The organism is Methylocystis sp. (genome assembly GCF_051061225.1).
Taxonomy (GTDB): domain Bacteria; phylum Pseudomonadota; class Alphaproteobacteria; order Rhizobiales; family Beijerinckiaceae; genus Methylocystis.
Window position 1 is genome coordinate 11,948 of record NZ_JBPFEB010000039.1, and the last position, 24,460, is coordinate 36,407.

General features: G+C 61.6%; 23 protein-coding genes and 2 CRISPR repeat arrays. Of the genes, 20 read left to right on the forward strand and 3 right to left on the reverse strand.

Annotated features, from left to right (window positions below):
- The first annotated feature begins 13 nt into the window (after positions 1–13).
- Both ACR652_RS08005 and ACR652_RS08010 read left to right on the forward strand, forming a co-directional pair.
- Complete coding sequence (locus ACR652_RS08005; protein WP_434505986.1) at positions 14–3,247, forward strand: efflux RND transporter permease subunit; 3,234 nt, start codon at positions 14–16, stop codon at positions 3,245–3,247.
- A gap of 30 nt (positions 3,248–3,277) precedes the next feature.
- Complete coding sequence (locus ACR652_RS08010) at positions 3,278–3,595, forward strand: hypothetical protein (protein WP_434505987.1); 318 nt, start codon at positions 3,278–3,280, stop codon at positions 3,593–3,595.
- Positions 3,596–3,652: 57 nt separating this feature from the next.
- Here ACR652_RS08010 and ACR652_RS08015 read toward each other — a convergent pair whose 3' ends face one another.
- Both ACR652_RS08015 and ACR652_RS08020 read right to left on the reverse strand, forming a co-directional pair.
- Positions 3,653–5,665: a carbohydrate porin gene (locus tag ACR652_RS08015; RefSeq protein ID WP_434505988.1), complete on the reverse strand. Its 2,013-nt coding sequence runs from the start codon at positions 5,663–5,665 to the stop codon at positions 3,653–3,655.
- A 282-nt stretch (positions 5,666–5,947) separates the two neighbouring features.
- Entirely contained in the window at positions 5,948–6,415 is a 468-nt protein-coding gene (locus ACR652_RS08020) for a hypothetical protein (protein ID WP_434505989.1), read from the reverse strand.
- Positions 6,416–6,796: 381 nt separating this feature from the next.
- Between ACR652_RS08020 and ACR652_RS08025 the strand changes: the two genes are divergently transcribed.
- The 10 genes from ACR652_RS08025 to cas3 all read left to right on the forward strand — a co-directional run bounded on the left by ACR652_RS08025 (position 6,797) and on the right by cas3 (position 16,554).
- Entirely contained in the window at positions 6,797–6,949 is a 153-nt protein-coding gene (locus tag ACR652_RS08025; RefSeq protein WP_434505990.1) for a hypothetical protein, read from the forward strand.
- Positions 6,946–7,104 carry a hypothetical protein gene (locus tag ACR652_RS08030; protein WP_434505991.1) on the forward strand — a complete coding sequence of 53 codons (159 nt, stop codon included), beginning with the start codon at positions 6,946–6,948 and terminating at the stop codon, positions 7,102–7,104. Before ACR652_RS08025 ends, ACR652_RS08030 begins: the two co-directional genes overlap by 4 nt.
- A gap of 251 nt (positions 7,105–7,355) precedes the next feature.
- The gene (locus ACR652_RS08035) at positions 7,356–8,120 is read left to right on the forward strand and encodes a M15 family metallopeptidase (RefSeq protein WP_434505992.1); all 765 of its coding nucleotides are present in this window, start codon (positions 7,356–7,358) and stop codon (positions 8,118–8,120) included.
- Positions 8,121–8,185: 65 nt separating this feature from the next.
- Complete coding sequence (locus ACR652_RS08040) at positions 8,186–9,064, forward strand: hypothetical protein (RefSeq protein ID WP_434505993.1); 879 nt, start codon at positions 8,186–8,188, stop codon at positions 9,062–9,064.
- Positions 9,065–9,205: 141 nt separating this feature from the next.
- Positions 9,206–9,688, forward strand: coding sequence for a hypothetical protein (locus tag ACR652_RS08045; RefSeq protein ID WP_434505994.1), 483 nt, complete (start codon positions 9,206–9,208; stop codon positions 9,686–9,688).
- 395 nt (positions 9,689–10,083) lie between these two features.
- Positions 10,084–10,740, forward strand: a complete 657-nt coding sequence (locus ACR652_RS08050) for a hypothetical protein (RefSeq protein ID WP_434505995.1) — start codon at positions 10,084–10,086, stop codon at positions 10,738–10,740.
- Positions 10,741–10,750: 10 nt separating this feature from the next.
- Positions 10,751–12,175 carry a glycosyltransferase family 4 protein gene (locus ACR652_RS08055; RefSeq protein WP_434505996.1) on the forward strand — a complete coding sequence of 475 codons (1,425 nt, stop codon included), beginning with the start codon at positions 10,751–10,753 and terminating at the stop codon, positions 12,173–12,175.
- A gap of 15 nt (positions 12,176–12,190) precedes the next feature.
- Positions 12,191–13,042 carry an FkbM family methyltransferase gene (locus tag ACR652_RS08060; protein WP_434505997.1) on the forward strand — a complete coding sequence of 284 codons (852 nt, stop codon included), beginning with the start codon at positions 12,191–12,193 and terminating at the stop codon, positions 13,040–13,042.
- A gap of 13 nt (positions 13,043–13,055) precedes the next feature.
- Complete coding sequence (locus ACR652_RS08065; RefSeq protein WP_434505998.1) at positions 13,056–13,913, forward strand: FkbM family methyltransferase; 858 nt, start codon at positions 13,056–13,058, stop codon at positions 13,911–13,913.
- Positions 13,897–16,554 carry a CRISPR-associated helicase Cas3' gene (gene cas3, locus ACR652_RS08070; RefSeq protein WP_434505999.1) on the forward strand — a complete coding sequence of 886 codons (2,658 nt, stop codon included), beginning with the start codon at positions 13,897–13,899 and terminating at the stop codon, positions 16,552–16,554. The genes ACR652_RS08065 and cas3 overlap by 17 nt, the downstream gene beginning before the upstream one ends.
- Before the next feature lie 172 nt (positions 16,555–16,726).
- A CRISPR array of direct repeats spans positions 16,727–17,182; the repeat unit is 29 nt; unit sequence GTGTTCCCCGCACACGCGGGGATGAACCG.
- 63 nt (positions 17,183–17,245) lie between these two features.
- Here the strand turns inward: cas3 and ACR652_RS08075 are convergent.
- Positions 17,246–17,443 carry a hypothetical protein gene (locus ACR652_RS08075; RefSeq protein ID WP_434506000.1) on the reverse strand — a complete coding sequence of 66 codons (198 nt, stop codon included), beginning with the start codon at positions 17,441–17,443 and terminating at the stop codon, positions 17,246–17,248.
- Here ACR652_RS08075 and casA point away from each other — a divergent pair.
- The 8 genes from casA (at position 17,442) to ACR652_RS08115 (ending at position 24,393) form a co-directional block, all read left to right on the forward strand.
- Positions 17,442–19,097 carry a type I-E CRISPR-associated protein Cse1/CasA gene (gene casA, locus ACR652_RS08080; protein WP_434506001.1) on the forward strand — a complete coding sequence of 552 codons (1,656 nt, stop codon included), beginning with the start codon at positions 17,442–17,444 and terminating at the stop codon, positions 19,095–19,097. The genes ACR652_RS08075 and casA overlap by 2 nt on opposite strands.
- Complete coding sequence (gene casB / locus ACR652_RS08085; RefSeq protein WP_434506002.1) at positions 19,094–19,642, forward strand: type I-E CRISPR-associated protein Cse2/CasB; 549 nt, start codon at positions 19,094–19,096, stop codon at positions 19,640–19,642. Before casA ends, casB begins: the two co-directional genes overlap by 4 nt.
- Before the next feature lie 24 nt (positions 19,643–19,666).
- Positions 19,667–20,731, forward strand: a complete 1,065-nt coding sequence (cas7e, locus tag ACR652_RS08090; RefSeq protein ID WP_434506003.1) for a type I-E CRISPR-associated protein Cas7/Cse4/CasC — start codon at positions 19,667–19,669, stop codon at positions 20,729–20,731.
- The gene (gene cas5e / locus ACR652_RS08095) at positions 20,731–21,477 is read left to right on the forward strand and encodes a type I-E CRISPR-associated protein Cas5/CasD (RefSeq protein ID WP_434506004.1); all 747 of its coding nucleotides are present in this window, start codon (positions 20,731–20,733) and stop codon (positions 21,475–21,477) included. Before cas7e ends, cas5e begins: the two co-directional genes overlap by 1 nt.
- Complete coding sequence (gene cas6e / locus ACR652_RS08100) at positions 21,474–22,178, forward strand: type I-E CRISPR-associated protein Cas6/Cse3/CasE (protein WP_434506005.1); 705 nt, start codon at positions 21,474–21,476, stop codon at positions 22,176–22,178. Before cas5e ends, cas6e begins: the two co-directional genes overlap by 4 nt.
- A 129-nt stretch (positions 22,179–22,307) precedes the next feature.
- Positions 22,308–22,655 carry a hypothetical protein gene (locus tag ACR652_RS08105; RefSeq protein ID WP_434506006.1) on the forward strand — a complete coding sequence of 116 codons (348 nt, stop codon included), beginning with the start codon at positions 22,308–22,310 and terminating at the stop codon, positions 22,653–22,655.
- Complete coding sequence (gene cas2e / locus ACR652_RS08110; protein WP_434506007.1) at positions 22,636–22,980, forward strand: type I-E CRISPR-associated endoribonuclease Cas2e; 345 nt, start codon at positions 22,636–22,638, stop codon at positions 22,978–22,980. The genes ACR652_RS08105 and cas2e overlap by 20 nt, the downstream gene beginning before the upstream one ends.
- Positions 22,981–23,070: 90 nt before the next feature.
- Positions 23,071–23,587: a CRISPR direct-repeat array (repeat unit 29 nt; unit sequence GTGTTCCCCGCACACGCGGGGATGAACCG).
- 41 nt (positions 23,588–23,628) lie between these two features.
- A complete protein-coding gene (locus tag ACR652_RS08115; protein ID WP_434506008.1) occupies positions 23,629–24,393 on the forward strand; it encodes a hypothetical protein in 765 nt (254 codons plus the stop codon).
- The last annotated feature ends 67 nt before the right edge of the window (positions 24,394–24,460 follow it).

The following is a 24,460-nucleotide window of genomic DNA, read 5'->3' on the forward strand; positions in this document are numbered from 1 at the left end:
TCGGAGAAGCGACGTGCTGAAGACCGTTCTCGAGTTTGGGTTGACCCGACGCGTGATTGTGGTTGTGGGGGTGATCACTTTTGCCCTCGCCGGGCTCCTGGCCTTTTCCAAGCTGAACATAGAAGCCTATCCCAATCCCGCGCCGGTCATCATTGAAATCTCGGCTCAGGCTCCGGGCCTTTCGGCTGAGGAGATGGAAAAATACTATACCATCCCCATCGAGATCGGCATTTATTCCACGCCGGGGGTGACGAACGTCCGCTCGACGTCGTTTTATGGGTTGAGCTTCATCCGGGTGACGTTCAAATACGGAACCGACTATTACTTCGCTCGAACGCAGATTGCCCTGAATCTGCAGCAGAACGTCAATCTTCCCAACAACGTCACGCCGCAGATTCAGCAGTCGAGCCTGACCGGCGAGATCTATCGCTATCAGGTGAAGGCGCCGCCGAATTTCGGCTTGACGAATACGCGCACAGTCCAGGACTGGGTCATTGCGCGGCGTCTTCTCACCATCCCGGGCATTGTTCAGGTCACCTCCTGGGGTGGGACGACCAAGCAGTTTTCGGTCGACGTCAATCTGCGAAAACTGGAGGCGCTGAACGTCACGCTGCCCCAGGTCATCTCCGCGATCGGCAATTCCAACGTGAACGTCGGCGGGCGCGAGATCGAGATCGGTCAGCAGTCGGTCAACATCAGGGGCGTCGGTCTCATCAATGATGGCGGCGCAAGCGACATTACCGCAGGATACCGCACGGAAGACATCGAGAACATCATTCTTTCGCAATCCAATGGCGTCCCCATCAGGATTGGCGATGTGGCCAGGGTGGCGGTCGGTTTCGTGCCGAGGCTCGGCATTGCAGGCCGGGATTTTCAGGACGACATCTCGGCGGCCATCATCCTGATGGGTCGGACGCAGCATACAAATGAAATGCTTCCCAAGGTGAAAGAGGAGATCGACAGGCTCAACACCGACGGATCACTGCCTCCGGGCGTCTCCATCGACCCCTATTACGATCGCGGGGCGCTGGTTGACGTGACCACGCACACTGTCTTGCACAATCTCTATTTCGGGATGATCCTGGTCTTCCTCATCCAGTGGATCTTTCTCGGAGATTTGCGCAGCGCCCTGACGGTTGCCGTCAATATCCCTTTCGCCTTGTTTTTCGCCATCATCATGCTGGTTCTGCAAGGCGAGGACGCCAATCTCCTTTCGGTCGGCGCGGTGGATTTCGGCATCATCGTCGATTCGGCCGTCATTCTCGTCGAAAACATTTTCCGCAATTTTCAGGCGCCTCGCGACAAGCGGCTCCAGCTTCTGCAATTCCTGGCGGAAGGTTTCTGGGGCTCTGATCCGACCTCTCCGACCGAGACCAGCGGCTCGTCGCAGTTGTGGACGAACAAGCTCCGTCTGGTTTTCGTGAGCGCGCTTCAGGTCGACAAGGCTGTCTTCTTCACCGCGACGATCACCATCGTCGCCTTTCTGCCGCTGTTCACGATGACGGGCGTCGAAGGCCAGATTTTTGGACCCATGGCGCGCACCTATGCCTATGCGCTTGCCGGCGCGCTGCTGGCCACCTTCACGGTGACGCCCGTGCTCGCCTCGATCGTGCTGCCTGAAAACGCCAAGGAGGTCGAGACTTGGGTCGTCCAGCGGCTTCGGGACCTTTATACCCCGGCGCTGAGATTCTCCCTCGCCCATACGAATGTCCCGCTGATCGCGGGCGGGGCCTTCCTCTTTCTGGCGCTCCTCATCGCCACGCGGCTTGGCAGCGAGTTCCTCCCCACGCTCGAAGAGGGCAATCTCTGGATCAGAGCTTCGATGCCGCCGACGGTTTCATTGAGCGCGGGCACGGCGCCCGCGCGGAAGATGCGGGAAATTCTGCTCCGTCATCCAGAGGTTCTGACGGTCGTGTCGCAACATGGGCGACCCGACAACGGCTCCGACGCGTCTCCATTTTCCAATGTCGAGCTCTTTGCGCCGCTCAAGCCTTTTGATCAGTGGCCAGCCGGACTGACGAAGGAAAAGCTCACCGAGGACATCGAACGCGAATTCGAACAAGAGCTTCCTGGTGTGAATTTCAATTTCTCCCAATACATTCAGGACAACATTCAGGAGGCTCTTTCGGGCGTCAAGGGCGCCAACTCCATCAAGATCGTGGGACCGGATCTCGAGGTTCTGGAAGATCTGGCGGAGCGGGTCATGAAGGTGGTCAACCGCGTTCCGGGCGTCGAAGATCTCGGCATGTTCCATGTGCTGGGCCAGCCTAATCTGAATATTCGAGCCGACCGCCAGCGGGCCGCGCGTTTCGGCATTTCGGTCGGCGACATCAACACCGTCGTTCAGTCGGCCATGGGCGGGGCGGTCGCGACAACTGTCCTGGAGGGCGATCGGCAATTTCCCGTCATGGTTCGTCTGGCGCCCGAATACCGCCGGTCGATCGACGCCGTCGGCGGAGTCAAAGTCGCCTATACGAATGCGAATGGCGTCAACGCCTACATTCCCTTGAGGGAACTCGCCGACATCTCACTCGACACCGGGCCGTCCTTCATCTATCGCGAGCGCGGCCAACGCTACGTGCCGATCAAGTTCAGCATCCGCGGCCGCGACCTCGGCGGCACCGTGGCCGAGGCGCAGGCGCGTGTCCAGCAGGAGATCAAACTCCCCAGCGGCTACCAAATCCTGTGGGCGGGTGAGTTCGACAATCTTCAGGAAGCGAAAAAGCGGCTGATGGTCGTCGTTCCCATCACGCTCGCTCTCGTCTTTCTCCTGCTTTATGCCCTTTTCAATTCGGTGCGCGAAAGCATCCTTGCCTTTGGCGGCATTCCATTTGCGATCGGCGGAGGAGTCATTGCGCTCTATTTTTCCGGATTGAATTTCAGCGTCTCGGCGGCGATCGGTTTCATCTCCCTCTTCGGCGTCGCCGTCATGGACGGCATTCTGAACATCACCTACATTCGCGAGCTGATGATCCAGGGCATGGAATTCAAGGAGGCCGTTTTCCACGGCGCCGAACAGAGAATGAGGCCCATGCTCATGACGGCGCTGTCTGCGGGCGTGGGTCTCTTTCCTGCCGCGGTTTCCCATGGCGTCGGCTCGCAGGTTCAAAGGCCATTGGCGACGGTCGTCGTGGGCGGCATGATGCTGGGCCCTGTCATGATCCTGCTGGTCGCGCCGGCGTTGAGACAGCTCTTTCTCAAGCCGATCAAGCCTGCGAGGCCGGCCACCCGGAACGAGACTCCATAGCGCGGCAACCAATCAGAGAGGGGCTTTTCAATGTGTTTGTCGACGACATTCGCCGCGCTGCTGGGCCTCTCCTTCGCGGGCTGTGACGCCTATCAGGGTCTTGGCCCGGATCCGGTTTCACACACGGACGCTGTTGAGGTGTCCCTGCCCCAGGGGGCGACGGCATACGCCATCAAATGCCCTCAGTCGATGGCGTCCTGTTTGAGCCGCGCGCAAGCGATCTGCCAGGGCCCTTTCAGGGTTGTCGCGCCAGCAGCTCATGGACCCAGGGTTCAAGCGCTGGTCGATCTGCAAATCAGAACGGTCGAAACGGACAATTCTGGCGCGCTGACGGCCGTCTGCAACTGACGCCGGATGCAAGCCGAGACGCCAATCGCCCGGTTTCATCGCGCACCGCGAGTCGTCTCAAAACGCCCCTCGGACGCGCAGCGCGAAAACATTCACCGGCCCGCGCGCCGCATTATGGCCCGGGTTTATGAAAAGCTGATAATCAGCAGTAAGATCGAAATTCCTGGAGAGTCCCAGCTTGTAATAGGCTTCCAGATTCTTTTCTCCGCCATAGGTCATTGCCCCGTCGCCGATATAGGTGCCACGACCGCCGAGCTCGAAATAGCGGATGTGATCGCCATGGAGACCCGCCGCCGCGGCTGCGACGCCGATCTCGTCGTCCTTGCGATCCCATAACTCGCCATCGAAGACAAACCCCGCTGAAATCTGGCGGTCGTTGTCGATGTAGTCGACAGTTTGGTAGCGTCCGTCCGTCATGCTGCCGCGCATGAAAAATCCCACGCCATTCGTTATTCTCTGTTTGAGATTGAAGCCGCCGCCCGGTTTGAAATGACGCTGCTGCAAGGTCGTCACATCGGGCGGCAGGTTCCCTGTCGCCAGCGCGAGATTGATCACGTCCTGAAACTTTGCAAACCGCCCATTGTCGCCGTAGGCGAGCAATTTGAGCGCGCCCGGCTCACCGAAAATGTCGTAGCGCGCCTCGAATTCGACCACTCCCATATATTGGCGGAAGAGCTCCGGCTCAATGTCGTTGCCGTTCGGGACGGTCGATTGCTGAAAGGTTCCGGCGCGCAAGGTCCACCAGCTCTGCTTCCACTCGACCGAGGCGCCGTTGGTGTACCCCCACGCATCCGAAACATAGTCGAACGCGCCCATGTAGTTGAATGCAAAACTCATGAACCCGGTGGTCGGGTCATGCGCATAAACGTTGTCGTCGAAGACGTCGCCCACGGAAAACTTGCCGATCGTCAAGGTGATCCGATCCCGGTCGACCTTGCCGGCGACCTGATTCTGCAACGATTCCAGTACTTCGCTCCGGGACCCTTCATCCGGGTCGTTCACCTGGTCGCCACTCGAGTCGAGTCCGATGATTTGTCTCAAGAAATAACGCTGAAATCGCATATAGGGCGCCGCCCGGCCGATCTTCTGCGCAAGACCGTCAGGATAGGCGGCGGAGCCGGTGGAGTTGCCGGGTCCATAGCCCTCGTTGATCTCGGGGTTGACGTAGACGGAACCTCCCTGCCAAAGCCGCAATCCCATGAACAGATCGTTCTGGGTCAGGACATCGGCCACGCCCTTCGACGGGAAACTCGCTGGTCCATCATAGGTCGCATAGAATTTGGGAAGACCCTGGAGGACGGTGGTGGACTGCGCGTGGACGCTATATTGCTCCTCCTTCGTGTCCTCCTTGTCCTGAGCCTTGGAAGGCTGGCCATATGTGATCGCGCCGGGAATTCTGCTCTTGTCGCCAAAGTGGAAGTTCATTCCAAAGCGCAAAATGTGGTTCTCATTCCGTACCCGGGAGAGGAAATCATAGCCCTCGCCATTGTCGAAGATCTGGTTGTTGAGCGATTGATTGAGATAGAGATATTCCGCTCGCGCGGACCAGTTTTCGGCAAAGGCGTATTCAAAGCCGACGCCCGCTGCGAATTTGGCGCGGGATGATTGCGACCAGCCTGCGGCGTAAGCATCCGCGCCAATTGAAAGAGACGCCGGGCCGCGCCCGCCGCCGTTGGCGATCCCGGCTGTCAGATAGATCAGGGACCGATCGAAGGCCAGGCCAGCGCGGGCGCGCAAGCTGCCGAAATAATTCGCGCCGCTATTGGAGCTGATGGTGAAGATCGGCAGCCCCGAATAGGCGGGTGGGGTGGGATAGACTCCGTTCGGGGCGCGGCGGCCATCGAGGAAGTTGAAGTCCGCCTCCAGACCCCATACCCAAGGCCCGGCCTGAAAGTTGAAGCCAGCCTGGGCGCCAATCGTGCCTCCGAGCCGGGTCGCCGTCTGAGGTTGGAGATCAAACAGGGCGGACCCGAATCCACTCACCGCCTGGAGACGTTCTCCCGGATGCAGCGGCGCATTCACGCCGCCGTTCGCCCCGAGGTACATGCCGGACCAATCATAGGCGCCCACGGCCTGGTCCGCAGCCCAGCAGGAGCGGGGGGCATGCACGGCCCCAGACAAGCAGAACATCAAGCTTGTGCGAAAGAGTGAGCCGGCGAGCGACTTTCCGCTGGATCTCATCTACGAAGCCTAATCCGGAAGCGCCGAGGGGTGAAAGCGGCTCAATGACAAGGCGGGCTCCCGACCTCCCATTTTTCTCGCCTGTGATGATGACGCAACAATGAAAGGCATCCATTTGAAAAAAAGCGTACATCGCAGAGCCTCGCGGGCTGCTGCGATTGAGTCGCCATCTTACCATGGCCACCAGGATCTGAGCCATGATGGACGGTGACGCGCTGACCAATTGCTCTCGGAAGCCGTGTGGGCCTCGGTCTCGGCCCGGGAAAGACGCCGCGACGCAACGTCGACGGCCTGTTGCTTCCGCGAGATCGATTGCTTGAGAATCTCCTTCTTTTTCCACAAGTAGGAGGGCTCGATCCAACTGCCTTTCTTTGCGACGGCGACCCGCCGCAGCGCCGCCTCCTCCTGTCTCAATTGGTCGAAAGCCTTCTGCTCGGCCTGCAATGCAGCTCTTGAGCGTTCCAGGTTCTTTTGAGCGTGGATGAGAAATTCCGGCTCTGCCGGGTGGGCGGCAGGCGGTCGGCCATCGGATGGGCCAGGCTGTGCAGATGCGCTCATCGGACTGGCCAGAATGCAGACCGCCGAAACGCCGGCGAGAAACCGTCTCGTATGGTCCATTTTCCGCTCGATCATTGTCATTGGCTGTCGACGCCCCGCGTCACGCTGACTTTAAAACAATTCGCATGTCACCAAATAATGACGCCGCGAACGTCTGGGAGGTCAACCAGCCGGTCCTCGGGAACATTGGTCCAGACGCGTAGACGACCGCTCAAGGACGGGTTTGACGCACAGGCGGGCCACCCGGAGACGCAAGCGCGACCATGCTAGTTAAACGCGGGCTCTACCGCACGCGATGCAAATTAGCCCGGACATCGTCTCGCTAGCGATAGCTTGACAGGACGAACGAGGTGGCAGGCAGGGCGGAGTCTTTGCGTTTCCATTGGGATACGCAGCGCCTTAATTTGTCCAATTGGTTCATTTGAACTAGCTGTTATCCGGTCACAACATTTTGAGGCTCGCATGTCAAAGGAAGTTAGCGATTCAAAGGACTCGAAAGAAGCGGAGCTGAGCGAATCTGCAAAGCTTCTGAAGCAGCTTCACGATGAAATTCTGAGAAATCTCAAGCCCGCCGACGAAATGGCGGTAAAAATGTCTCTCAAAGCCTCTGCTTGAAAACGAAAGAACGTTGCCTTGGCCGGGGCGAGCAAGACAAAGGTTTCCAGATGCGTCACCCGCGTTGGGTCATCCGAAGCGAAATCAGCTATGCGGTGATGGCGTCCGTGCTGGTCGCAGTGTTTGTGATCGCACTTTGGCTGGTTGGCGGGTGAACGACGTCTGCGGCATGGCCCGAGCCGAGGCGCGAGGGCATGGCCGCAAGCCGACCTGACGCTCCCGTCTCGGTTACGATTTCGTTCCCGTCGCGCGTCGACGCCGACAGATGGCGGCTGCCTCCCTCTCTGGTTTTCACGTCAGAGGCCTCGACGCCGCGCCCGGCCAGCGTCGCGGGCGAGCGTGAGGGCTTGCGTCTTCCGCGCGGCGGAGCCAGAGTGAACTTGAGCGTGGCGTGTGAGACTGCGGCATGTCCTTTCTTCGCGTTGCGGCGGTCGCCGCGATTTCGGTTATGGCTCCAGTTCTGGCCTGGGGTCAGACGGTGTCGCCACAGGCGCTCGTTCTGGCCTATCCGGACCAGTTGCAAGGCCAGGACGGCCAGACGCTTTCATGGAAGGACGGCTTCCGGCAGCCGCTCTCCGACGGCGTTGAGAAGACATTCCAGGAAAAGCTCGGCAACGCGTCGCTCCTCGATCAGCTCAGCCTGCCTTATCCGAAGGGCCCGCAAACGCGCCCTCCCGGACGGGAAGAAGATCCGGGACGTTTCAGAAACACCGCCTTTTTCGACAGGATGTACGGCGACTGTCAAAAAGGAGAAACACAAAAACGCCTGACCACGATCCAGTGGGTTGGCGGCGAGCGGCTGCAGGCAACGGAGGTGAATGGCGTCGCCCGCCATCTGCGGGAGATCGCGACCGAACTGAGCCGGCTGCCCGAGCCATTGAAGAAATTCGTCTCCCCCAGCGCGGGCGCATTCAGTTGTCGCGCGGTCAAGGACACGGGGAAGCCCAGCATGCACGCCTATGGCGCCGCCATCGACATCAACGTGAAACAGGCCGATTACTGGCTCTGGAGCGGCGGCGCCTATCGCAACCGCATCCCTTACGAAATCGTGGCTGTGTTCGAGCGCCACGGGTTTATCTGGGGCGGGAAATGGGGCCACTTCGACACGATGCATTTCGAATATCGGCCCGAATTTTTCGTCGCCGTCGAGGGCGCGGAGAAGCGCCCGTAACCGCGCATCGGCGCCGGGGCCTCATCTTTTCCGGATATCGCGGGACGCAGGCAGGACTCGTCGCCTTGTTGAAGATCAAACCCCCGGTCTGCGCGGCGCTTCTTTGCCTCGCCATCCTTGGCGCGACGACGTCGCCCTCACGCCCGGAGGGCGGCGCTCCTGCGGGAACGCCGGCCGAAATCGTCAGGCTCGGCGCACATGCGCCGGCGCGATCGTCGCAACATGATCCCTCCTCGCGCGAGTTGCTCGAAAGCTGGATCGCCGGCCGCATCTGGCCCGACGGCAAGCGCTTCGATCAGGAACGCTACGAGATCCTCGATCGGCGCGTCGTCTGGAGCCAGAAGGGCCGGGCGATTTTGCACGCGCGCGTTCTTCCCCTCGACGGCGACGCGGCGGCTTTCGCCGCAAAGCGCTGTCCGGGGCGCAAGGAGCCCCTGGAGTTTCAATTCTATTTCGAGTGGAGCGCCCAGATCGGCGCCTGGGTGGCGCTGGCGGAGCGCGGAACCGACGGCTTCGATTTTTGCGTTCGTGAGCCGCTGTGGACCGCGGCGCAGATGCAAACCATCGTCGCGCCTCCGCCTTTGCCGGCGCCGCCGAAAATTTCGGCGCGGGACATCCATACGCCTTTGCCCGGAACGCCCGAGCGAAAGGCGATCGCGGATGCGTTGCGCCCCGCGTTCGAGGCGCTTTTCAAGGCTCCGATCGAATTCAGATTTGCTGAAATGAAGGTCGGCGGCGGTTTCGCCTGGGTGTCGGCGCACCCGCAGCGGCCCGGCGGCGCCGCGATCGCCAAAAGCGACTGGGTGGCGGCGGTCGGCCCGTGCGAACAGGATCGCAAGGACGCCGTCGCGCAGTTCTGGATGCGGAAGGCCGGCGGCTCATGGGGCGTCGACTGGGGCGGGCCGGCTGGCGTATGCGTACCAACATCCGCGCCCCCTTCGTGACGCCTCCCGCATGCGGCCCATCGGCTCCATGGACATGATGCAATATTGCGACGATTTGTCCCTGCGCGCCCATGGTTGCCGCGCGGCGGCCTGCGCGTAAACTGCTTCAGGAGCCGTGAGCCAGCGGATGAAACAGCGAGCATGATCAGGGCGCCTCTCCACTCGCTTGTCATTGCGCTTCTTTTGGCGGGCATGGCGTCATGCCTGACGGCTGGGGCCGCAGCGGCGGATGCGATCGCTCGTTGCCGCGCCAAAGGCAATGACGACACGGTCCGCGCCATGCCGCCCGCGCTGGCGAGGGGGGCCGCAAGCGCGTTGGGCGTCGAGACATCGGATATCCGCGGCAACCCCCGGCGATTCGTCTATCGCTGCATGAATGGCGCGGTGTGGGCTTGCGACCATGGCGCCAATATCACTTGCGCACGGGCGGATGCGGAAGGGGAGACGCAAGGCGTCGCCGAGTTTTGCAAGGCCAATCCGGATGAAACCGTCCCCATGGTTGTCACCGGTCACGGCGCGGTCCACTCCTGGACATGCGAGAACGGCAGACCGAAAATCACGGGCGCGCGGCAGGTCGACGGGAGAGGGTTCATCGCCGACGACTGGCGCCGCGTCGACCAATAGGCCTCGCGCGCTCAAGGCGGCGTGAATACACCCCGCCGTGTGCCGCGATTGCGATCTGCGCGCCCTGGAGACGCTGTCTACGCACCAGAACTGGACGCCGCCGGCTGTCAGCGGGCCGACGCCCGTGAAACTGTCGTTCAACGGCGAGGACTGGACTCAAGATTATCCTCGGGCCGGAACATGCCTTTGACTGCGCCGAGCCGGTCTACGTCTGCTGCCGGAGCCGGTCCCGCGTTCCGCCCCCGAGCGCCGTTACTAGTTGGCGATCCCCGGCGCCCAGCTCGCCAACGACGTCGATCCACATCAGGGCGACGCCGTGTCGACTACGGGCCAATCTCGCGCGCGGCGTGGCGTGGTGGCGCGCTATCGCTCCCCCGTGAGACGGGCGCAGGCCGTTGAAGATCGCCTTCCCAAAGGGCTCAAGTCGGCGCGCCCGTCGCGCTGCTTTCGCGGCTGCCGACAGCGGGCGACAGTTCGTGATTCCATCCCGCCTCCATCCACAACCCGAGGTTGCGCCCGAAATTCGAAAGCTTTACCTTGACCTTTCGAACGGAAGCCAGGATTCCGGGGCGCGAACTGCGAGGGGGATTTTGACGACTCCATATTACAAGTCCGGCTCCGCGACCCTCGCCAGCACGGCGATGCCGCAGGGCCAATATAATCATCAGGTTATGCCGCTTTCGAGCGGCGGCCCCGCCGTGATCTGGATGGACTTGAGGCAGGGCGTGGCCGCTGGGAGCGGCGACATCAGCGGCAGAGCGATCACGGCGCAGGTTTTTGCAGGGACAGTCGGCAGCGGCTTCGTCAACCACAGAATGGGATTGTCCATGGCAAGCAATACCTCAACCTCCATCCAAGGTTCGATCACAGAATCTTGCCTGCGCAGCACGTTCAAAACCCTGACGCGCAGTGAGATCAACGGCCAGACTCCGCCGCGCGTCATTGTGGGCGCCGGGCCCAATGGCGGCTGGAACGAGGACTCCGAGTTCAACCCGCAATTCGCGACTACGGTCCGCCCTGCGGCGTACGGATTCCGGGCGGTCGAAGCCTAAAGCGAGGTCGATGATCCCAATGGCTTTAAAGCGCTATTTGCAGACATTGCAATTCAATCAGAAAGAGTTGGTCAGCTCGAATGAAATTTTCGAGTTGCGTGATAAAATCAAACAACTTGAATCAATCGTCTACCTGACAGACATAACCAGCCTGCGTGATTTGATAAAACTGAAGCACGTTGAACTAAAGTCGACATTGGCGCGCTTTTTAGAGAAGGCTTCGATCGAAGATGCTAGTCCCGCTGTCGCGCACAGACTCTCGAAGAGCGTCCTCCAGCAGAAAGAGTCCGAATTAAGAGCTTTCCTTACAAGGACGCTCGGGCCGCACTGGAAATTCGACGGCTATCCATCGCGATATTTCTTTGATATGACGCAAGCCATCTCGCTGGATTATGTCACTGGGATACAAAGGGTCGTTCGTGAAATCGCAAGGGAGGGAAGTAGACTGGGTGTGTTGATCCCGGCCTTTGTCGTTGGAAAAGATGTCTTTTTCCTTCCTTCATCAGGCGGACAGTTAGAGCGCGTTATCTTCAGGCCAGCGGATACTTTTATCCTGCCTGACGCGTCATGGAACTATTCCGACGAGGTGCGCCGCGCGATGCGCACCGCAAAACTCGGCGGCGCCAAAACGGTCTCTATCGTTTACGATCTGGTTCCCCTTTCATTTCCCGATACCTGTCCCCCTGGCCTTCCGTTTCATTTTTCACGATGGTTCCATACTTGTCTTATCAAAAGTGATCAGGTCGTCTGCATATCCAGAACCGTCGCGGATGAAACAGCAAACTACATTGACCGCCTTGGGGTTCAAAACGCTCCCACCATATCCTGGTTTCATCTCGGAAGCGACTTGGTCGATGCCGGCCATGTTGAAAAGGAGATAACAGACCAACTGAGCCTTCTTCCCTCGCCGGTAGTGCTCGCTGTAGGCACGATAGAACCGCGGAAGGGTTACGATGTTTTATTGGATGCAATGGAAAACCTATGGGACTTGAGGTACGAAGCTCAGCTTGTCATTGTAGGAAGATACGGATGGGCATCGCATTTGCTTGAGAAGCGGATTGCGAATCATGAAGAATTCGGCAAGAGACTTAGGTGGTTCAATTCTGCTTCAGACGCAGCTGTTTCAGCCCTGTACAGGATGTCTCACACGCTCGTGTGCGCATCTATCAGCGAGGGATTTGGTCTTCCAATCGTTGAAGCCGCCAGAATTGGACTTCCGTCAATTGTCAGCGATATCCCTGTCTTTCGTGAGATATGTGGAGACGACGCAATCTACTTCGAAGCAGGCTGTGACGATTCTCTGACGCACCGACTCACTGAATGCATTAAAGGGGAGAAGCGTTGCCCCCATATAAACCTTTTGACGTGGGAACAATCGACGGCCCTCCTACTGCAAAGAATAATTTGTTCCGGTGAATCTGGATTGTCCGTCTGACGAGAGGGAGGTCCGATGCCTCTGCCGCATATGATTTCGCACGCTCAGAACGGTGAAGATGTCGTACTGAGACGAGCGCTGCATTCCAAGACAAGCGGACTCTGGGTCGATATAGGGGCCTGTCATCCAGAGATTGACAGCGTCACGAACCATTTCTCCCTTTTGGGATGGCATGGCGTCAATGTTGAGCCAGATGCAGGTCTACACACACTGCTTAGCGTCGCACGTCCGAGGGATGCAAATGTTAGGTGCGCGATAGCTGCAGATTCGAGGGGGCGCCGCTTCTACCCGACCGGGACACGAGGTCACGGCACACTTTCCGCCGCGTTGGCAGAAGCACGCACACCAAAAGATAGCTACTGTGTCGAGACTATGACCTTATCCGCACTAATTGATACATATGCGTCAGGTCGAGAAATTGATTTCTGTAAAATAGACGTTGAAGGCCATGAAGCAGAGGTCATTGCATCAGGGGACTGGAGGCGGCACCGTCCGCGGATCGTGATTGTTGAGGCTGTCGATCTCCATGGAAATCGGACACATCAGACTTGGGAGGAAGCCATCTTGTCGAAAGGCTATTTGTATTCCTTGTTTGATGGCCTCAATCGCTGGTATGTGCGTGAAGAGGAACCGGAACTGAGAGAGAAAATTGAGTTTCCTGCTAGTGTTTTCGACAATTGGACTCATGTAAGTCACATCAATCTGCTTCACGAGCAAGATAATTTAATCAAGGCGCTCGATCTGGCGCGTAATGAACTCGAGTCGGCGCGCCTGCAGCTCGAAGAATTATCGCGATACGAAGATATGACTCTTTTGGGATTTCTTCGCCAACGTTTGTTCAAAACGAAAGAGACGCCAGTGATATGAGAGGTGGCCGTTCATGATAAAAGACCTCATCGAACATCTCTTTTGGCGAAGATCTTCTCTGAAAGGACAGCAAGATTTCGCCTCTCTTTCAAAGGGTATAGTGTTAACTATCATCGATGTTGGAGCTCAAAAGCTCAACTGGGAAGACCACATATATGACCCTATATGCACTCCTCGAATCAAACACAGAATTATTGGCTTTGAAGCGCTTGAGGAAAGAGCCTTTGAGCGATCGGATTTGGGTGAAAAAGACGTTACAATTCACCCGGTAGCTGTCGGCGACGGTCTTGAACATACCTTGTACGTGAACAATGACGATGCGACGTCATCGCTTTTTCCCTTAAACGAAGAGTTGTGTAATGATTTCGAACACCTGTGCACTCTCAAAACCGTGGCGACAAAAAAAATTACGACAAGTCGACTGGATGATCTGATCCCTGATTGTGTGGTGGATTTTTTGAAACTCGATATCCAGGGAGGAGAACTGCTGGCGCTCGAAAGCGGCAGAAATGTCCTGGAGCGCACGGCGGTTGTCCACTGTGAGGTTGAGTTTGATCAAATCTACAGAGGCCAGCCTCTGTTTTCTGATATAAGCACATTTATGCATGCATCGGGCTTTTACCTGGTAGACTTGATTATTCCGCATCGATACAGCTACGAGAATGCGGATCAGACAAAATCACCCGACAGACTTTTGTGGGCTGAGGCAGTTTTCTTCAAAAAAACAAGCGTCGCGCGGCTGTTAAGGTCACAAGCGCTGATCGCGGCTCTTGTCTATAACAAGCCAACGCTTGCGGCGCATCTTGCCAATGGAATTCAAAATAATCCCAAGAGGAAGACACTTCTTCGCGACGATGACCAAAAATTTTGAACTGTCTTTTTGGGGAAAGGCGTCGCCACATGGGCAAGCCGAAGTCCGCCATCCACTGGTCTATCACTGTCTCGATGTCGCCGCCGCTTTCGAGGCGCTCGTCGAGGCGGACGCGCGTCTCGCAAGCGACCTCGCGGCCCCGTTCCAGCAGCCTGCGACACGCATCCTTCCCGCTCTGTGCGCGCTTGTCGCGTTACACGATATCGGCAAGGTCGACGTCAAATTTCAGGCCAAGAGCGAAGCGGCCTGGCGCGGTCAAGGTGACTGGCCGGGAGTCCCCGCGCCTTACGATCACGCGGCGGGAGGCATGAAGCTTTTCGAGCGGGCCCTGAAAAGCGCCCTCGATGAGCTGATCGCCGACACGGACTACTTTACCCGTGCGGCGCTGCTCGCCCCGATCGCCTACCATCACGGCAAGCCGCTCGACCGTCTCGGCGGCGGCTCCACGCTCTCGCGCGGCGTCGGCGAGCAGGCGCAACGCGTGATGGCCGCAATCCTCTCCGCTTTCGACGGTGTTGCGCCCTTGCCGCCGACCGACGCGGCGGCAGTCAATCCTGCGAGCTGGCGGCTCGCGGGGCTCGTCTCGCTCGCCGACTGGATCGGCTCGTCGACAGACTTCTTCCCTTACCAGGCGCCGCATCACAGTCCGCGCGACTACTGGCGGGAGATCGCGCGCCCCGGCGCGAAGAAGGCTTTGGCCAGGCTCGGCCTCGCCCTCGCCGCGCCAAACCCGGAGGTCAGCTACAAGACGCTCCTCGCCGCATCCTGCACACCCGGCGCGACGCAGCGTTATTGCCGCGACCTCCGGCTGCCGGAGGGCCCGACGCTCGTCTTCATCGAGGATATCACCGGCTCGGGGAAGACGGAGGCCGCGCTGCTGCTCGCGCAGCGGATGATGCTCGCAGGCAAGGGCCGCGGGCTCTTCGTCGCCCTTCCGACGATGGCGACAGCCAACGCCATGTATGCGCGCATGTCCACCTGCTATCGCCATCTCTTTTCGGCCAATGCGTCGCCCTCTCTCGCGCTGGCGCATGGCCGCGCGCGCCTTCACGACGGGTTTCGCGCGTCCATCCTGCCGAACGGCGGGCGACCGGAAGGCGAAGCCGATGGCGAGATCGAAACGGTGCAGGCTGCCTGCTCAGCCTTCTTCGCCGACGACCGCCGCAAGGCGCTGCTCGCTGACGTCGGCGTCGGCACGATCGATCAAGCGCTGCTCGCCGTGCTGCCGACGAAATACGCGACTCTCCGTCAATTTGGCCTCTCCGATAAGATTCTTCTCGTCGACGAAGCGCATGCCTACGACGCCTATATGTCGCGCGAGCTCGAAAGGCTGCTGACCTTTCACGCCGGCATGGGCGCCTCCGCCATCATTCTCTCCGCGACGCTGCCCCGGCGCATGAAGGATCGATACGCCAGCGCCTTTTTCGGCGCGCAGGGTGGAAACAGGGTCTCGCTCACCAGCGCGGCCTATCCGCTCGCGACCGTGCTCGCGGCGGGGGAGGAACATCGTGAGACGGCGCTCGACGCGCGCGCGGATTTGCGCCGGCGCGTGCCGGCGTCGCGTCTCGACTCGATGGAGCAGGCGCTCGATCGCATCGCCGACGCCGCCATGAAGGGCGCCGCCGTCGCCTATATCCGCAACAGCGTCGATGACGCCATCGAAGCGGTCGAGGCGCTGCAGCGACGCGGGCTCGATCCCATGCTGTTCCATGCGCGCTTCGCCATGTGCGACCGGCTGAAGATCGAGGACGAGGTTCTGGCGATCTTCGGCAAGAGAGGAACGCCCGCGCAACGCGCCGGGCGCATTCTGGTGGCGACGCAGGTCGCCGAGCAGTCGCTCGACCTCGATTTCGACCTGCTCGTCTCCGATCTCGCGCCCATCGACCTCTTGATCCAGCGCGCCGGCCGTCTGTGGCGTCACAGCGCGCGTGAACGGCCGCTTTCGGCTCCGGAATTTCTGGTCGTCTCGCCGGAGCCCGCCGCCGATGCGCAGGCGGACTGGTTCGAGAAAGCCTTGCCGCGCGCGAGCTGGGTCTACAGGGCGCATGCGCTGTTGTGGCTCGGCGCCAAAAAGCTTTTCGAGGCGGGCGCGCTGGTTTCGCCCGACGGCGTGCGCGGATTGATCGAAGCCGTTTACGGCGAAGACGCGCGTGAGCTCGTTCCGCTGGCGCTCCAGCCCAATTTCGACGAGATGGAAGGCGCCGCCTTCGGCGACGCCAGCCATGCGGAAAACAATCTTCTCGATTTCTTCGCGGGTTATTGCGGGGATCATCGCGCTTGGTCGAGCGATATCGCAACGCCGACGCGGCTCGGCGACGAGCAGACGCTGTTTCGTCTGGCGCTGTGGGAAGATGGCGTGCTGCGGCCCTACGCCGAAGACCCGGATGATTTCCGCGCCTGGGCGCTGTCGGAAGTCTCCCTGCGCGCTTCGCGCGCGACGGGGCGCGGCCTCCATGAGCAGGCGATTGAAGGCGCCGCGCAGGCGGTCGAAGCGGTCTGGCGCAAGGCGGGCGACCGCGCGGTCGTTCTGCCGCTGCTGGGCGCCCCTTTTGAAGGAAGGGTCGCGGATCGTCGGGGCCTCGAAAAATCGGCTTCCTACGACCCCCGCCGGGGGCTCGCCCTGTCATCCGGGAGCCCCTGATACCGGCTTTGCAATCGATGTGGACGGCTTCGGCCCGATATGCTTCCCTGCTCAGCCATGTTCGCCGCCGGCCCCCAAAGGGCCGTCCCCGGCGGGTCCGGAACAGACCCGAAACGCCGGTGCGTTGTTTGACATTGCGAAGAGACAATGAGAACAACGCTCTCTGGAAAGAGTGTTCCGCGCACACGCGGGGATGAACCGGAATATGTGATTGAGGCGCTGCCTGGGGAGCCGTGTTCCCCGCACACGCGGGGATGAACCGGTAGACCTCGACAACAAATTCGGGAGCCCGGTGTGTTCCCCGCACACGCGGGGATGAACCGGCGTTCCGCATCCGGTTTGCGAGCGGGTTTCAGTGTTCCCCGCACACGCGGGGATGAACCGCGGCCCGGCGCGGGTCGCTCTCACAGCTGGCCGTGTTCCCCGCACACGCGGGGATGAACCGATCACACCAAACGTTGGTTTCGTCATTCTACGGCGTTCCCCGCACACGCGGGGATGAACCGTCCTCGGAGAAACAGTCCCACGGCTGGATATAGTGTTCCCCGCACACGCGGGGATGAACCGGAGCGCGGATGATGGACTGGCCGTTCGGCGACGTGTTCCCCGCACACGCGGGGATGAACCATCGTCGGACGCGCGCGCCGCGTGCTGAAGGGGCGTCCCTCGCGTAAGGGGGAATCGAAAAGCCTCACGCGCAAAAGGGCGTCAAAAAATCGACTTCCATTACACTCTTCGCTTGCATTAGCTTGCGGCTACGCTTAGGCTGGTTGCCGTCAGCTTGAAGCCTTTTTTTCGGCTGTGGATTCGCGTGGCTGTTTCTTTTTTCGAATTTCCATAACGCCCGGCGACAGCCGGCCGCGCCCAGCTTTGAACAGATGATCGACATGACGCCCTTTTCCCTTCTCGCCGCCCGTTGGCTTCCCGTGCGCCGCCGCAGCGGCTCGATATGTTTCATCCGACTGGCCGAGATCGCCTCGGACTTTCTGCACGATCCCATTGTCGCCTTCGCCTGGGGGCGGCCGGATTTCGACGCCGCGTCGCGCGAGTTCATGATCGGCCTGCTGGCGACGGCCTTCGCGCCGGCCGACGGCCGCGCGTTTCTGACCTGTTGGCGCGAACCGCCCGACGCCGCGCAACTCGACGCCGCCTTCGCGCCCTTCGCCCCCGCCTTCACGCTCGATGGCGACGGGCTCCGTTTCGGGCAGGATCGCGATGCGCTGGCGGATGCGGAAGAAACGCCCGTGAGCGGCCTGCTGATCGAGGCGCCGGGCGCCAATACGATCAAGGAGAACAAGGACCTTTTCCAGAAGCGTGGCCAGGTCGACCATCTCTCTCGCGCCGCCGCCGCCATGGCGCTTTTCACTCTACAGAGTTACGCGCCCTCCGGCGGCGCCGGTCATCGCGTCTCGTTGCGCGGCGGTGGGCCGCTCACCACGCTGGTCGCGCCCTCCGACACGACGCCGGAACTTTGGCGCCTGTTGTGGCTGAACACGCCGCCGTCCCAGCGCGATTATCCGCCGGCGCAGGAAGCGCTCGACAAGGTCTTTCCGTGGCTGGCGCCGACGATCACCTCCGAAGGCAAGCCGCCGGCGACGGTTTCCCCGCGCGCGAGCCATGTCCTTCAGGCGTTCTGGGGCATGCCGCGCCGCATTCGTCTCATCTTCGCGCCCAATAGCGATGGCAAGCCCTGCCCGATCACCGGCCTCATTGACGAGGTGCGCGTCACAGGCTTTCGCACGCGGCCTTATGGCGTGTCTTACCACGAATCCTTCGAGCATCCGCTGTCGCCCTATTACAGTCCGAAGGGCAAAGGCGACTGGTTGCCTGTACATCCTCAGCCCGGCGGCATATTGTATCGCGACTGGCCGGCCGTCGCCGGCGCGCCGGACGAGAAGGAGCGGCTTGCGAGCATTGTCGCCGTCGCGACCACGCGCCTGCGCGCGCTCGACGATATGGGCGAAGCGCGACTCATCGCCTCCGGCTTCGACATGGACAACATGAAGGCGCGCGGCTTCGTCGAAACGGAAATGCCGGTGTTTCTCTTCGCGAAGACTGTCTCGCAGGAAGACGCGGAAATATTCCAGCGAGCGGCGCGCGGTTTCGTGGAGGCGGCGGAGCTTGCCGCCAGCATGATGGGCATCGCCATCCGCACCGCGCTGGCCGGTGAGCGCGCCGACGGCAAGGCCACGCCTTTCTCGGCGCTGCGCGAAAACTTCTTCCTCACCACACAGGGCGCCTTTTTCGGCGCGCTGCGCGACATGTCGCGCCGCTTCGCGGAGGGCGAAGACCCTGAACGTCTGCGCTCTGAACTTGGCGGCGCATGGCTGCGCGTGTTGCAAGACACGAGCCTGTCGACTTACGACCGCTCGGTCGATTTCCTCACGCTGCCCCAGCATATCATGGAGCGCGCCATCAGGGCCCGCCGCCTCCTCGCCGGCGCCTTTCACGGCGACAAAGGCATGGGCAGGAAGATTGACGCAGCGCTCGCACTCGCGCGCCAGCCCCGAAAGAAAACCGAGAAGACCGGGAAAGCGGCATGAGCAACAATGCAACGCAGGCCAGCGCGGACAGCTTCGATCGCGCGGACGCGGCCTTTCTCTGGTGGCGCGAGATGACAGGCGCCGAAAGCGGCAAGAGCCGCAGCGGGAAGGATCGCGCCGCGCTGGCGCGGTTGCGCCGCGCCGCGCCGCAGGAAGCCATGACCGAAGAGGCGACGCTGCGCCTGTTTCGAGCGCTGCGCTACAAAAATCCGGCGCGTCTGCCGCGCGTCGCCGCGCTCGCGACGGTGCTGGCCACGATCCGCAAGAACGACAGCGGGCAAAAATTCGCGCGGCGGATCGGCCGCCGGAATTTCGGCGACGAGGCGAGCGCGGCGCTGAAACCAGCGCGCTTCCGGCGTCTGCTTGACGCAGACACGGACGACGAAATTGCAACGGCCTTCCGGCGCGCCCTCGCCATTGTCGGCGAGGAAGCCAATGTCCGCGACGTCGCCCGCTGTCTGCTCTTCTTCGAAAGGGAGGAAACCCGGCGGCGCCTGATCTTCGACTATTACGCGGCCGGCGAAGACGACGCGGCGCAAGCATGATTTTCCTCTATTCCAGAGACGCTCATGAACCGTTTTGTTCAGCTCCACCTGCTCACCTTCTATCCGCCGTCCAATCTCAATCGCGACGACTCGAGCAAACCGAAAACGGCCATCGTCGGCGGCGCGACGCGGCTGCGCATTTCCAGTCAGGCGTTGAAACGCGCATGGCGCACATCGGACATTGCCGAGAAAATCCTCGCTGGGCATCTCGGCAAACGCACGCAGCGCATCGGCGTCCTCGTGCTTGACCATCTGCGCGGCAAGGCCGACGAGGCCAAGGCGCTGGAGATCGCACGGGAAATCGCGGCCGTCTTTGGCAAGGTGAAGCCCGACGAGACCGCCGTGCTCACCGAGCAGCTCGCCTTCGTCTCGCCGGAAGAGCAAGAGGCCGCCATCGCCTACGCGGAGGCGCGGGTTTCCGGCGCGCAGGCCGCGCAGGAGAAGAAGGCGCTCGCCGGCGCGCTGCTGCGCAAGACAGACACCGCCGCCGACATCGCCATGTTCGGCCGCATGCTCGCCGACAGCCCCGACTTCAACCGCGAGGCGGCCGTGCAGGTCGCCCATGCGATCACCACCCACACTGTCGCCGTCGACGAAGATTATTACACCGCGGTCGACGATCTGAAGACCTCGGCCGAAGACGCTGGCGCCGGCTTTATTGGCGAGACGGGATTCGGCGCGGGCGTTTTCTACCTCTACGCCAATATTGATCGCGCGCTGCTGCGCGACAATCTCGGCGGCGACGGCGACGTCGCGCGCAAGGCGATCGAGGCGCTGGTCACGGCGGCGGCGACCGTCGGACCGCGCGGAAAATCGGCGAGCTTCGCGAGTTTCGCCCGCGCCGCCTTCATTCTCGCGGAGCGCGGCGACACGGCGCCGCGCACATTGGCCGGCGCCTTCCTCCAGCCCGTCGACCGCCTCGGCCGCAACGCGGATCAGCTCGCCCTTTCCATCAGCCGCCTGCGCGAGACGCGCGCGCGGCTGATGACAGCCTATGGCGAGGAGGGCGTCAGCGCGGTCGAGATGAACACGCTCGATGGAACGGGCGCGCTCGCGGACGTAATCGCCCTCGCGACGGAGGGGCTGTAATGGCCGAACTGTTGATGTTTCAGCTCGTGGCGCCGATGGCCTCCTTCGGAGCCGTAGCGGTTGGCGAGAGGCGCGAGACGGCAACGCGACCGGGTCACGCCGCTCTGGTCGGCGTCATCGGCGCAGCGCTCGGCCTCACGCGGGACGATCCGCGACAGCCGTCCTTTTCGGCAAGCCTGGCCTTCGCGATCCGCCGCGATCGGCTGGGGCCGCTCCTCGCCGATTATCACACGGCGCAAACGCCGCCAGCCCGCAAGGGCCGCCGCTTCGCCACCCGGCGCGATGAGCTCGCAGGCGATAAAAACACCATCCTGTCGCGTCGCGACTACTACACAGACTGCGCCTTCAGCATCGCCTGTCTGCCCCTTGGCGACACGCTCGCGACAACGCAGGAAATGGCGGAGGCGCTGGGCCGGCCGCGTTTCGCGCTTTATCTCGGCCGCAAGTCTTGCCCGCTCTGCCTGCCGCCCGATCCGCTGCTCACGCCAGCCGAAAGCCTGTGCGACGCCTTTAACGTCTATGACGCGCATCGCCACGACCGCGCGCCCTTCGACTGGCGTGACAAGACTGGCGAAATTGCCTTCGATCCGATCTTTTGCGCCAAAGGGCTCGCGCCCGCGCCAGGCGTCCTCGGCGGACGGCAGGAGCAGCGGCGCGACGCTATCGCGGACCGCCGAAGCTGGCGCTTCGATCTGCGCAATGAAATCGTGGCGCCGCGTCTTGGCGGCGGAGCGGCTGTGTCATGATCGAGCCGCTCTATTTTTCGCGCGCGACGCTACGTCAAGATCCGGCGCTCGAGGCCCTGGCGCCCGTGCTCATGCCAGCCGACGCCGCAGCGCGCGCGCAGACCGATCATCGTCTCATGTGGTCGCTCTTTGCTGGCGACCGGGACGCGGAGCGCGACTTCCTCTTCCGACGCGAGACGCGAAAGGCGGCGGCGCCTGGCGCGTCCTTTCTGATCCTGTCAAAGCGCCCGCCTAATGAAACGTCGCCGCTGTTCGAGGTGGAAACCAAGACCTTCGCGCCGGTGCTGTCGGAGGGCGACCGCCTGCGCTTTTCGCTCTACGCCAATCCCGCCATCAACCGCAGTCATCGGATCGATGGGCGGAAGGTGACGCGGCGTCACGATGTAGTGATGGACGCGCTCCGACAGGCGGCTGGCGATCGGGCGCAGGCGCGCGAACGGGCGATCCAGGAGGCCGGGTGTGAGTGGCTCATCCGAAAGGGAGAACAATCGGGCTTCACTCTCGCGGGAACGCCGGCAATCGATGGCTATGAGCAAATCACCATCGCGCGCGGAGGCGCCGCGCCAATCACCTTGTCGGTCCTCGCCTTCGAGGGTCAACTCACCATCACCGAGCGGGACATGTTTATACGGGCGGTCGCCGAAGGCTTCGGCCGCGCGCGCGCATTCGGCTGCGGCCTCATGCTGATCCGGCGGGCGTGACGCCGTGAGCGCCGCGATCCCCGCGACGGCATGCCCGGACTCGCCCCGCCGCGTCCCCTGCCGCTCAGGGATCGCTCCTCCATCATCTTCATCGAATACGGCTAGATCGACGGACTCGCGGAGGCCGCCGTGCTGGCGGCCGGTTACGCGCCGGCGATCGGTTTCCTGCACACGGGCAAGCCCTTGTCCTTCGTCTACGACGTTGCTGATCTGTTCAAGTTCGAGACGGTCGTGCCGGTGGCTTTCGAAATCGCGGGTAAGGCGGCAAAAGGCGCTCTGCACGACGAGCCGGCGCGGGCGGTGCGACGGGCGTGCCGAGACAGTTTCCGCCGCACCAGTCTGCTGGAGCGACTGATTCCGGCAATAGAGGAAGCGCTCGCCGCCGGAGGCGTCGACAAGCCCGCCCCGCCCGAGGACGCGGTAGGGCCGGCGTTTACGGATCGGGAGCAAAGCGGTAATGCTGGTCATCGTGGTTGAAAACGCTCCGCCACGGCTACGCGGGCGGCTCGCCGTCTGGCTCATCGAGGCGCGCGCGGGGGTCTATGTCGGCGCCTATTCGCGCCGCGCGCGGGAGAGAATCTGGGAGGAGGTCCAGGGAGCGATCGGCGAGGGAAACGCGGTCCTGGCCTGGTCGGCCCCGACGGACGCCGGCTTCACGATCGAAACCTGCGGCGCCAACCGACGCCTCCCGGTCGATCTGGATGGCTTCACCCTGATGAGTTTTCTCCCGCCAGCGGACCCTGGGACGAAAAAGGAAGAAAAGCGGCGGAACCCTGGGGACCTGTCCGGCGTCGCTGAATAGGCTCCTTCCAGGCCCCCGGAACACACCGGAAACGCCGGTGCGCTGTTTGACATTGTGAAAAGACAATGAGATCAGCGCTCTCTGGAAAGAGTGTTCCCCGCACACGCGGGGATGAACCGACAGCCGCCTTTGACGGCGCGCGGCCGCGACCGTGTTCCCCGCACACGCGGGGATGAACCGTGAAGGCGAGCTCGATAGTGAGTTTGGCCGAGGTGTTCCCCGCACACGCGGGGATGAACCGTGAAGGCGAGCTCGATAGTGAGTTTGGCCGAGGTGTTCCCCGCACACGCGGGGATGAACCGCTGATCGCCAAGCACAATGACGGCACTGGCTAGTGTTCCCCGCACACGCGGGGATGAACCGATTGTGGTTGTGGTTGTGATTGCTTCGGCAATGTGTTCCCCGCACACGCGGGGATGAACCGCTGCTTCCCAATGTTGGCGGTGGCGCTTGCGTGTGTTCCCCGCACACGCGGGGATGAACCGAGGTCGTCGCCAGTCAATTGAACCCCAGCGCTGTGTTCCCCGCACACGCGGGGATGAACCGGTCATCAAGCTCGGCGGCGGATTCAACCCTGAGTGTTCCCCGCACACGCGGGGATGCAGTGACACGATGCAGGATCGGCGCAGGATCAAATCCGCGCTCCGCATGATGAGCCGCGGTCGCAGCCTCGCGGCGCTCATGGCCGATGTTCTGGATTTGAAACTTCTGATCGGCGTCGGCGACGAAACAACCGCGAAATACTGCTCCGACGAAATCGGAAAGCATTACGTTCGCCGCGAGCGCTGGGGGACGTCGGTCGGCGGCGGCGGTTGGAAGCTCGAGCCGCTCCTGCCGCCAGAAGCCCTGCGCCGGCTGGATGGCAAGAAGCGCCTCGACCCAAGCAGCGCAACGAATGCAAAGCCCTTCGGCGACGCCGCCATCCGGGCCTTGTTCAATGACGCGAACGATCTCGGGACATTTATCAAGACGAACGCCAATCCGGCGTTCGGGCTCCGCCGTGGACGATCCGACGCAGCCAAGGCGCTCGCTGAAATCATCGTCCAATACGCCGGAGACCTTGGGCTCCAAAAATCGACGAGCATCGAAGCGGCGAAGTCCGGCGTTTTGCAGTTCTTGGACCAAGACCGGACGCTGAAAGCGACTCTGGACCCCAACGACTGGCAAGGAACGTTCAACAAGAACGGGGGCAGCGCCGGCGGAGAGAAAATTCTTGGCGTGCAAGACCTGACGGCTGCGTTGGGCGATATTGTCAGGAACGACGGCGACGCGAGCTCATTCTCCGTCGAAATCGACAACGCCCTGAAGAAATGGGACGCACAGTACAACGCCGTGTCGTCCGCAACCCGAGCGCGTCGTCGACAAGGCGTCCTTGTTGACAGCGGCTTGTGGCAAGACAGCCTGCCAGGCTGACGGAGCTTCGGTTCACACCATCGTCTTCTCTTTTAGCGGAGCTAAATGTAACATATAACTGCTGGAA

Excerpts from the sequence above, each read along its gene's own strand:
- ACR652_RS08065 (WP_434505998.1), top strand. The coding sequence starts at position 13,056 with ATGATAAAAGACCTCATCGAACATCTCTTTTGGCGAAGATCTTCTCTG.
- ACR652_RS08055 (WP_434505996.1), top strand. The coding sequence starts at position 10,751 with ATGATCCCAATGGCTTTAAAGCGCTATTTGCAGACATTGCAATTCAAT.
- ACR652_RS08020 (WP_434505989.1), bottom strand. The coding sequence starts at position 6,415 with ATGACAATGATCGAGCGGAAAATGGACCATACGAGACGGTTTCTCGCC.
- ACR652_RS08115 (WP_434506008.1), top strand. The coding sequence starts at position 23,629 with ATGATGAGCCGCGGTCGCAGCCTCGCGGCGCTCATGGCCGATGTTCTG.
- ACR652_RS08025 (WP_434505990.1), top strand. The coding sequence starts at position 6,797 with ATGTCAAAGGAAGTTAGCGATTCAAAGGACTCGAAAGAAGCGGAGCTG.
- cas3 (WP_434505999.1), top strand. The coding sequence starts at position 13,897 with ATGACCAAAAATTTTGAACTGTCTTTTTGGGGAAAGGCGTCGCCACAT.
- ACR652_RS08060 (WP_434505997.1), top strand. The coding sequence starts at position 12,191 with ATGCCTCTGCCGCATATGATTTCGCACGCTCAGAACGGTGAAGATGTC.
- ACR652_RS08045 (WP_434505994.1), top strand. The coding sequence starts at position 9,206 with ATGATCAGGGCGCCTCTCCACTCGCTTGTCATTGCGCTTCTTTTGGCG.
- cas5e (WP_434506004.1), top strand. The coding sequence starts at position 20,731 with ATGGCCGAACTGTTGATGTTTCAGCTCGTGGCGCCGATGGCCTCCTTC.
- ACR652_RS08075 (WP_434506000.1), bottom strand. The coding sequence starts at position 17,443 with ATGTCGATCATCTGTTCAAAGCTGGGCGCGGCCGGCTGTCGCCGGGCG.
- ACR652_RS08035 (WP_434505992.1), top strand. The coding sequence starts at position 7,356 with ATGTCCTTTCTTCGCGTTGCGGCGGTCGCCGCGATTTCGGTTATGGCT.
- cas6e (WP_434506005.1), top strand. The coding sequence starts at position 21,474 with ATGATCGAGCCGCTCTATTTTTCGCGCGCGACGCTACGTCAAGATCCG.
- casA (WP_434506001.1), top strand. The coding sequence starts at position 17,442 with ATGACGCCCTTTTCCCTTCTCGCCGCCCGTTGGCTTCCCGTGCGCCGC.
- cas2e (WP_434506007.1), top strand. The coding sequence starts at position 22,636 with ATGCTGGTCATCGTGGTTGAAAACGCTCCGCCACGGCTACGCGGGCGG.
- casB (WP_434506002.1), top strand. The coding sequence starts at position 19,094 with ATGAGCAACAATGCAACGCAGGCCAGCGCGGACAGCTTCGATCGCGCG.
- cas7e (WP_434506003.1), top strand. The coding sequence starts at position 19,667 with ATGAACCGTTTTGTTCAGCTCCACCTGCTCACCTTCTATCCGCCGTCC.
- ACR652_RS08010 (WP_434505987.1), top strand. The coding sequence starts at position 3,278 with ATGTGTTTGTCGACGACATTCGCCGCGCTGCTGGGCCTCTCCTTCGCG.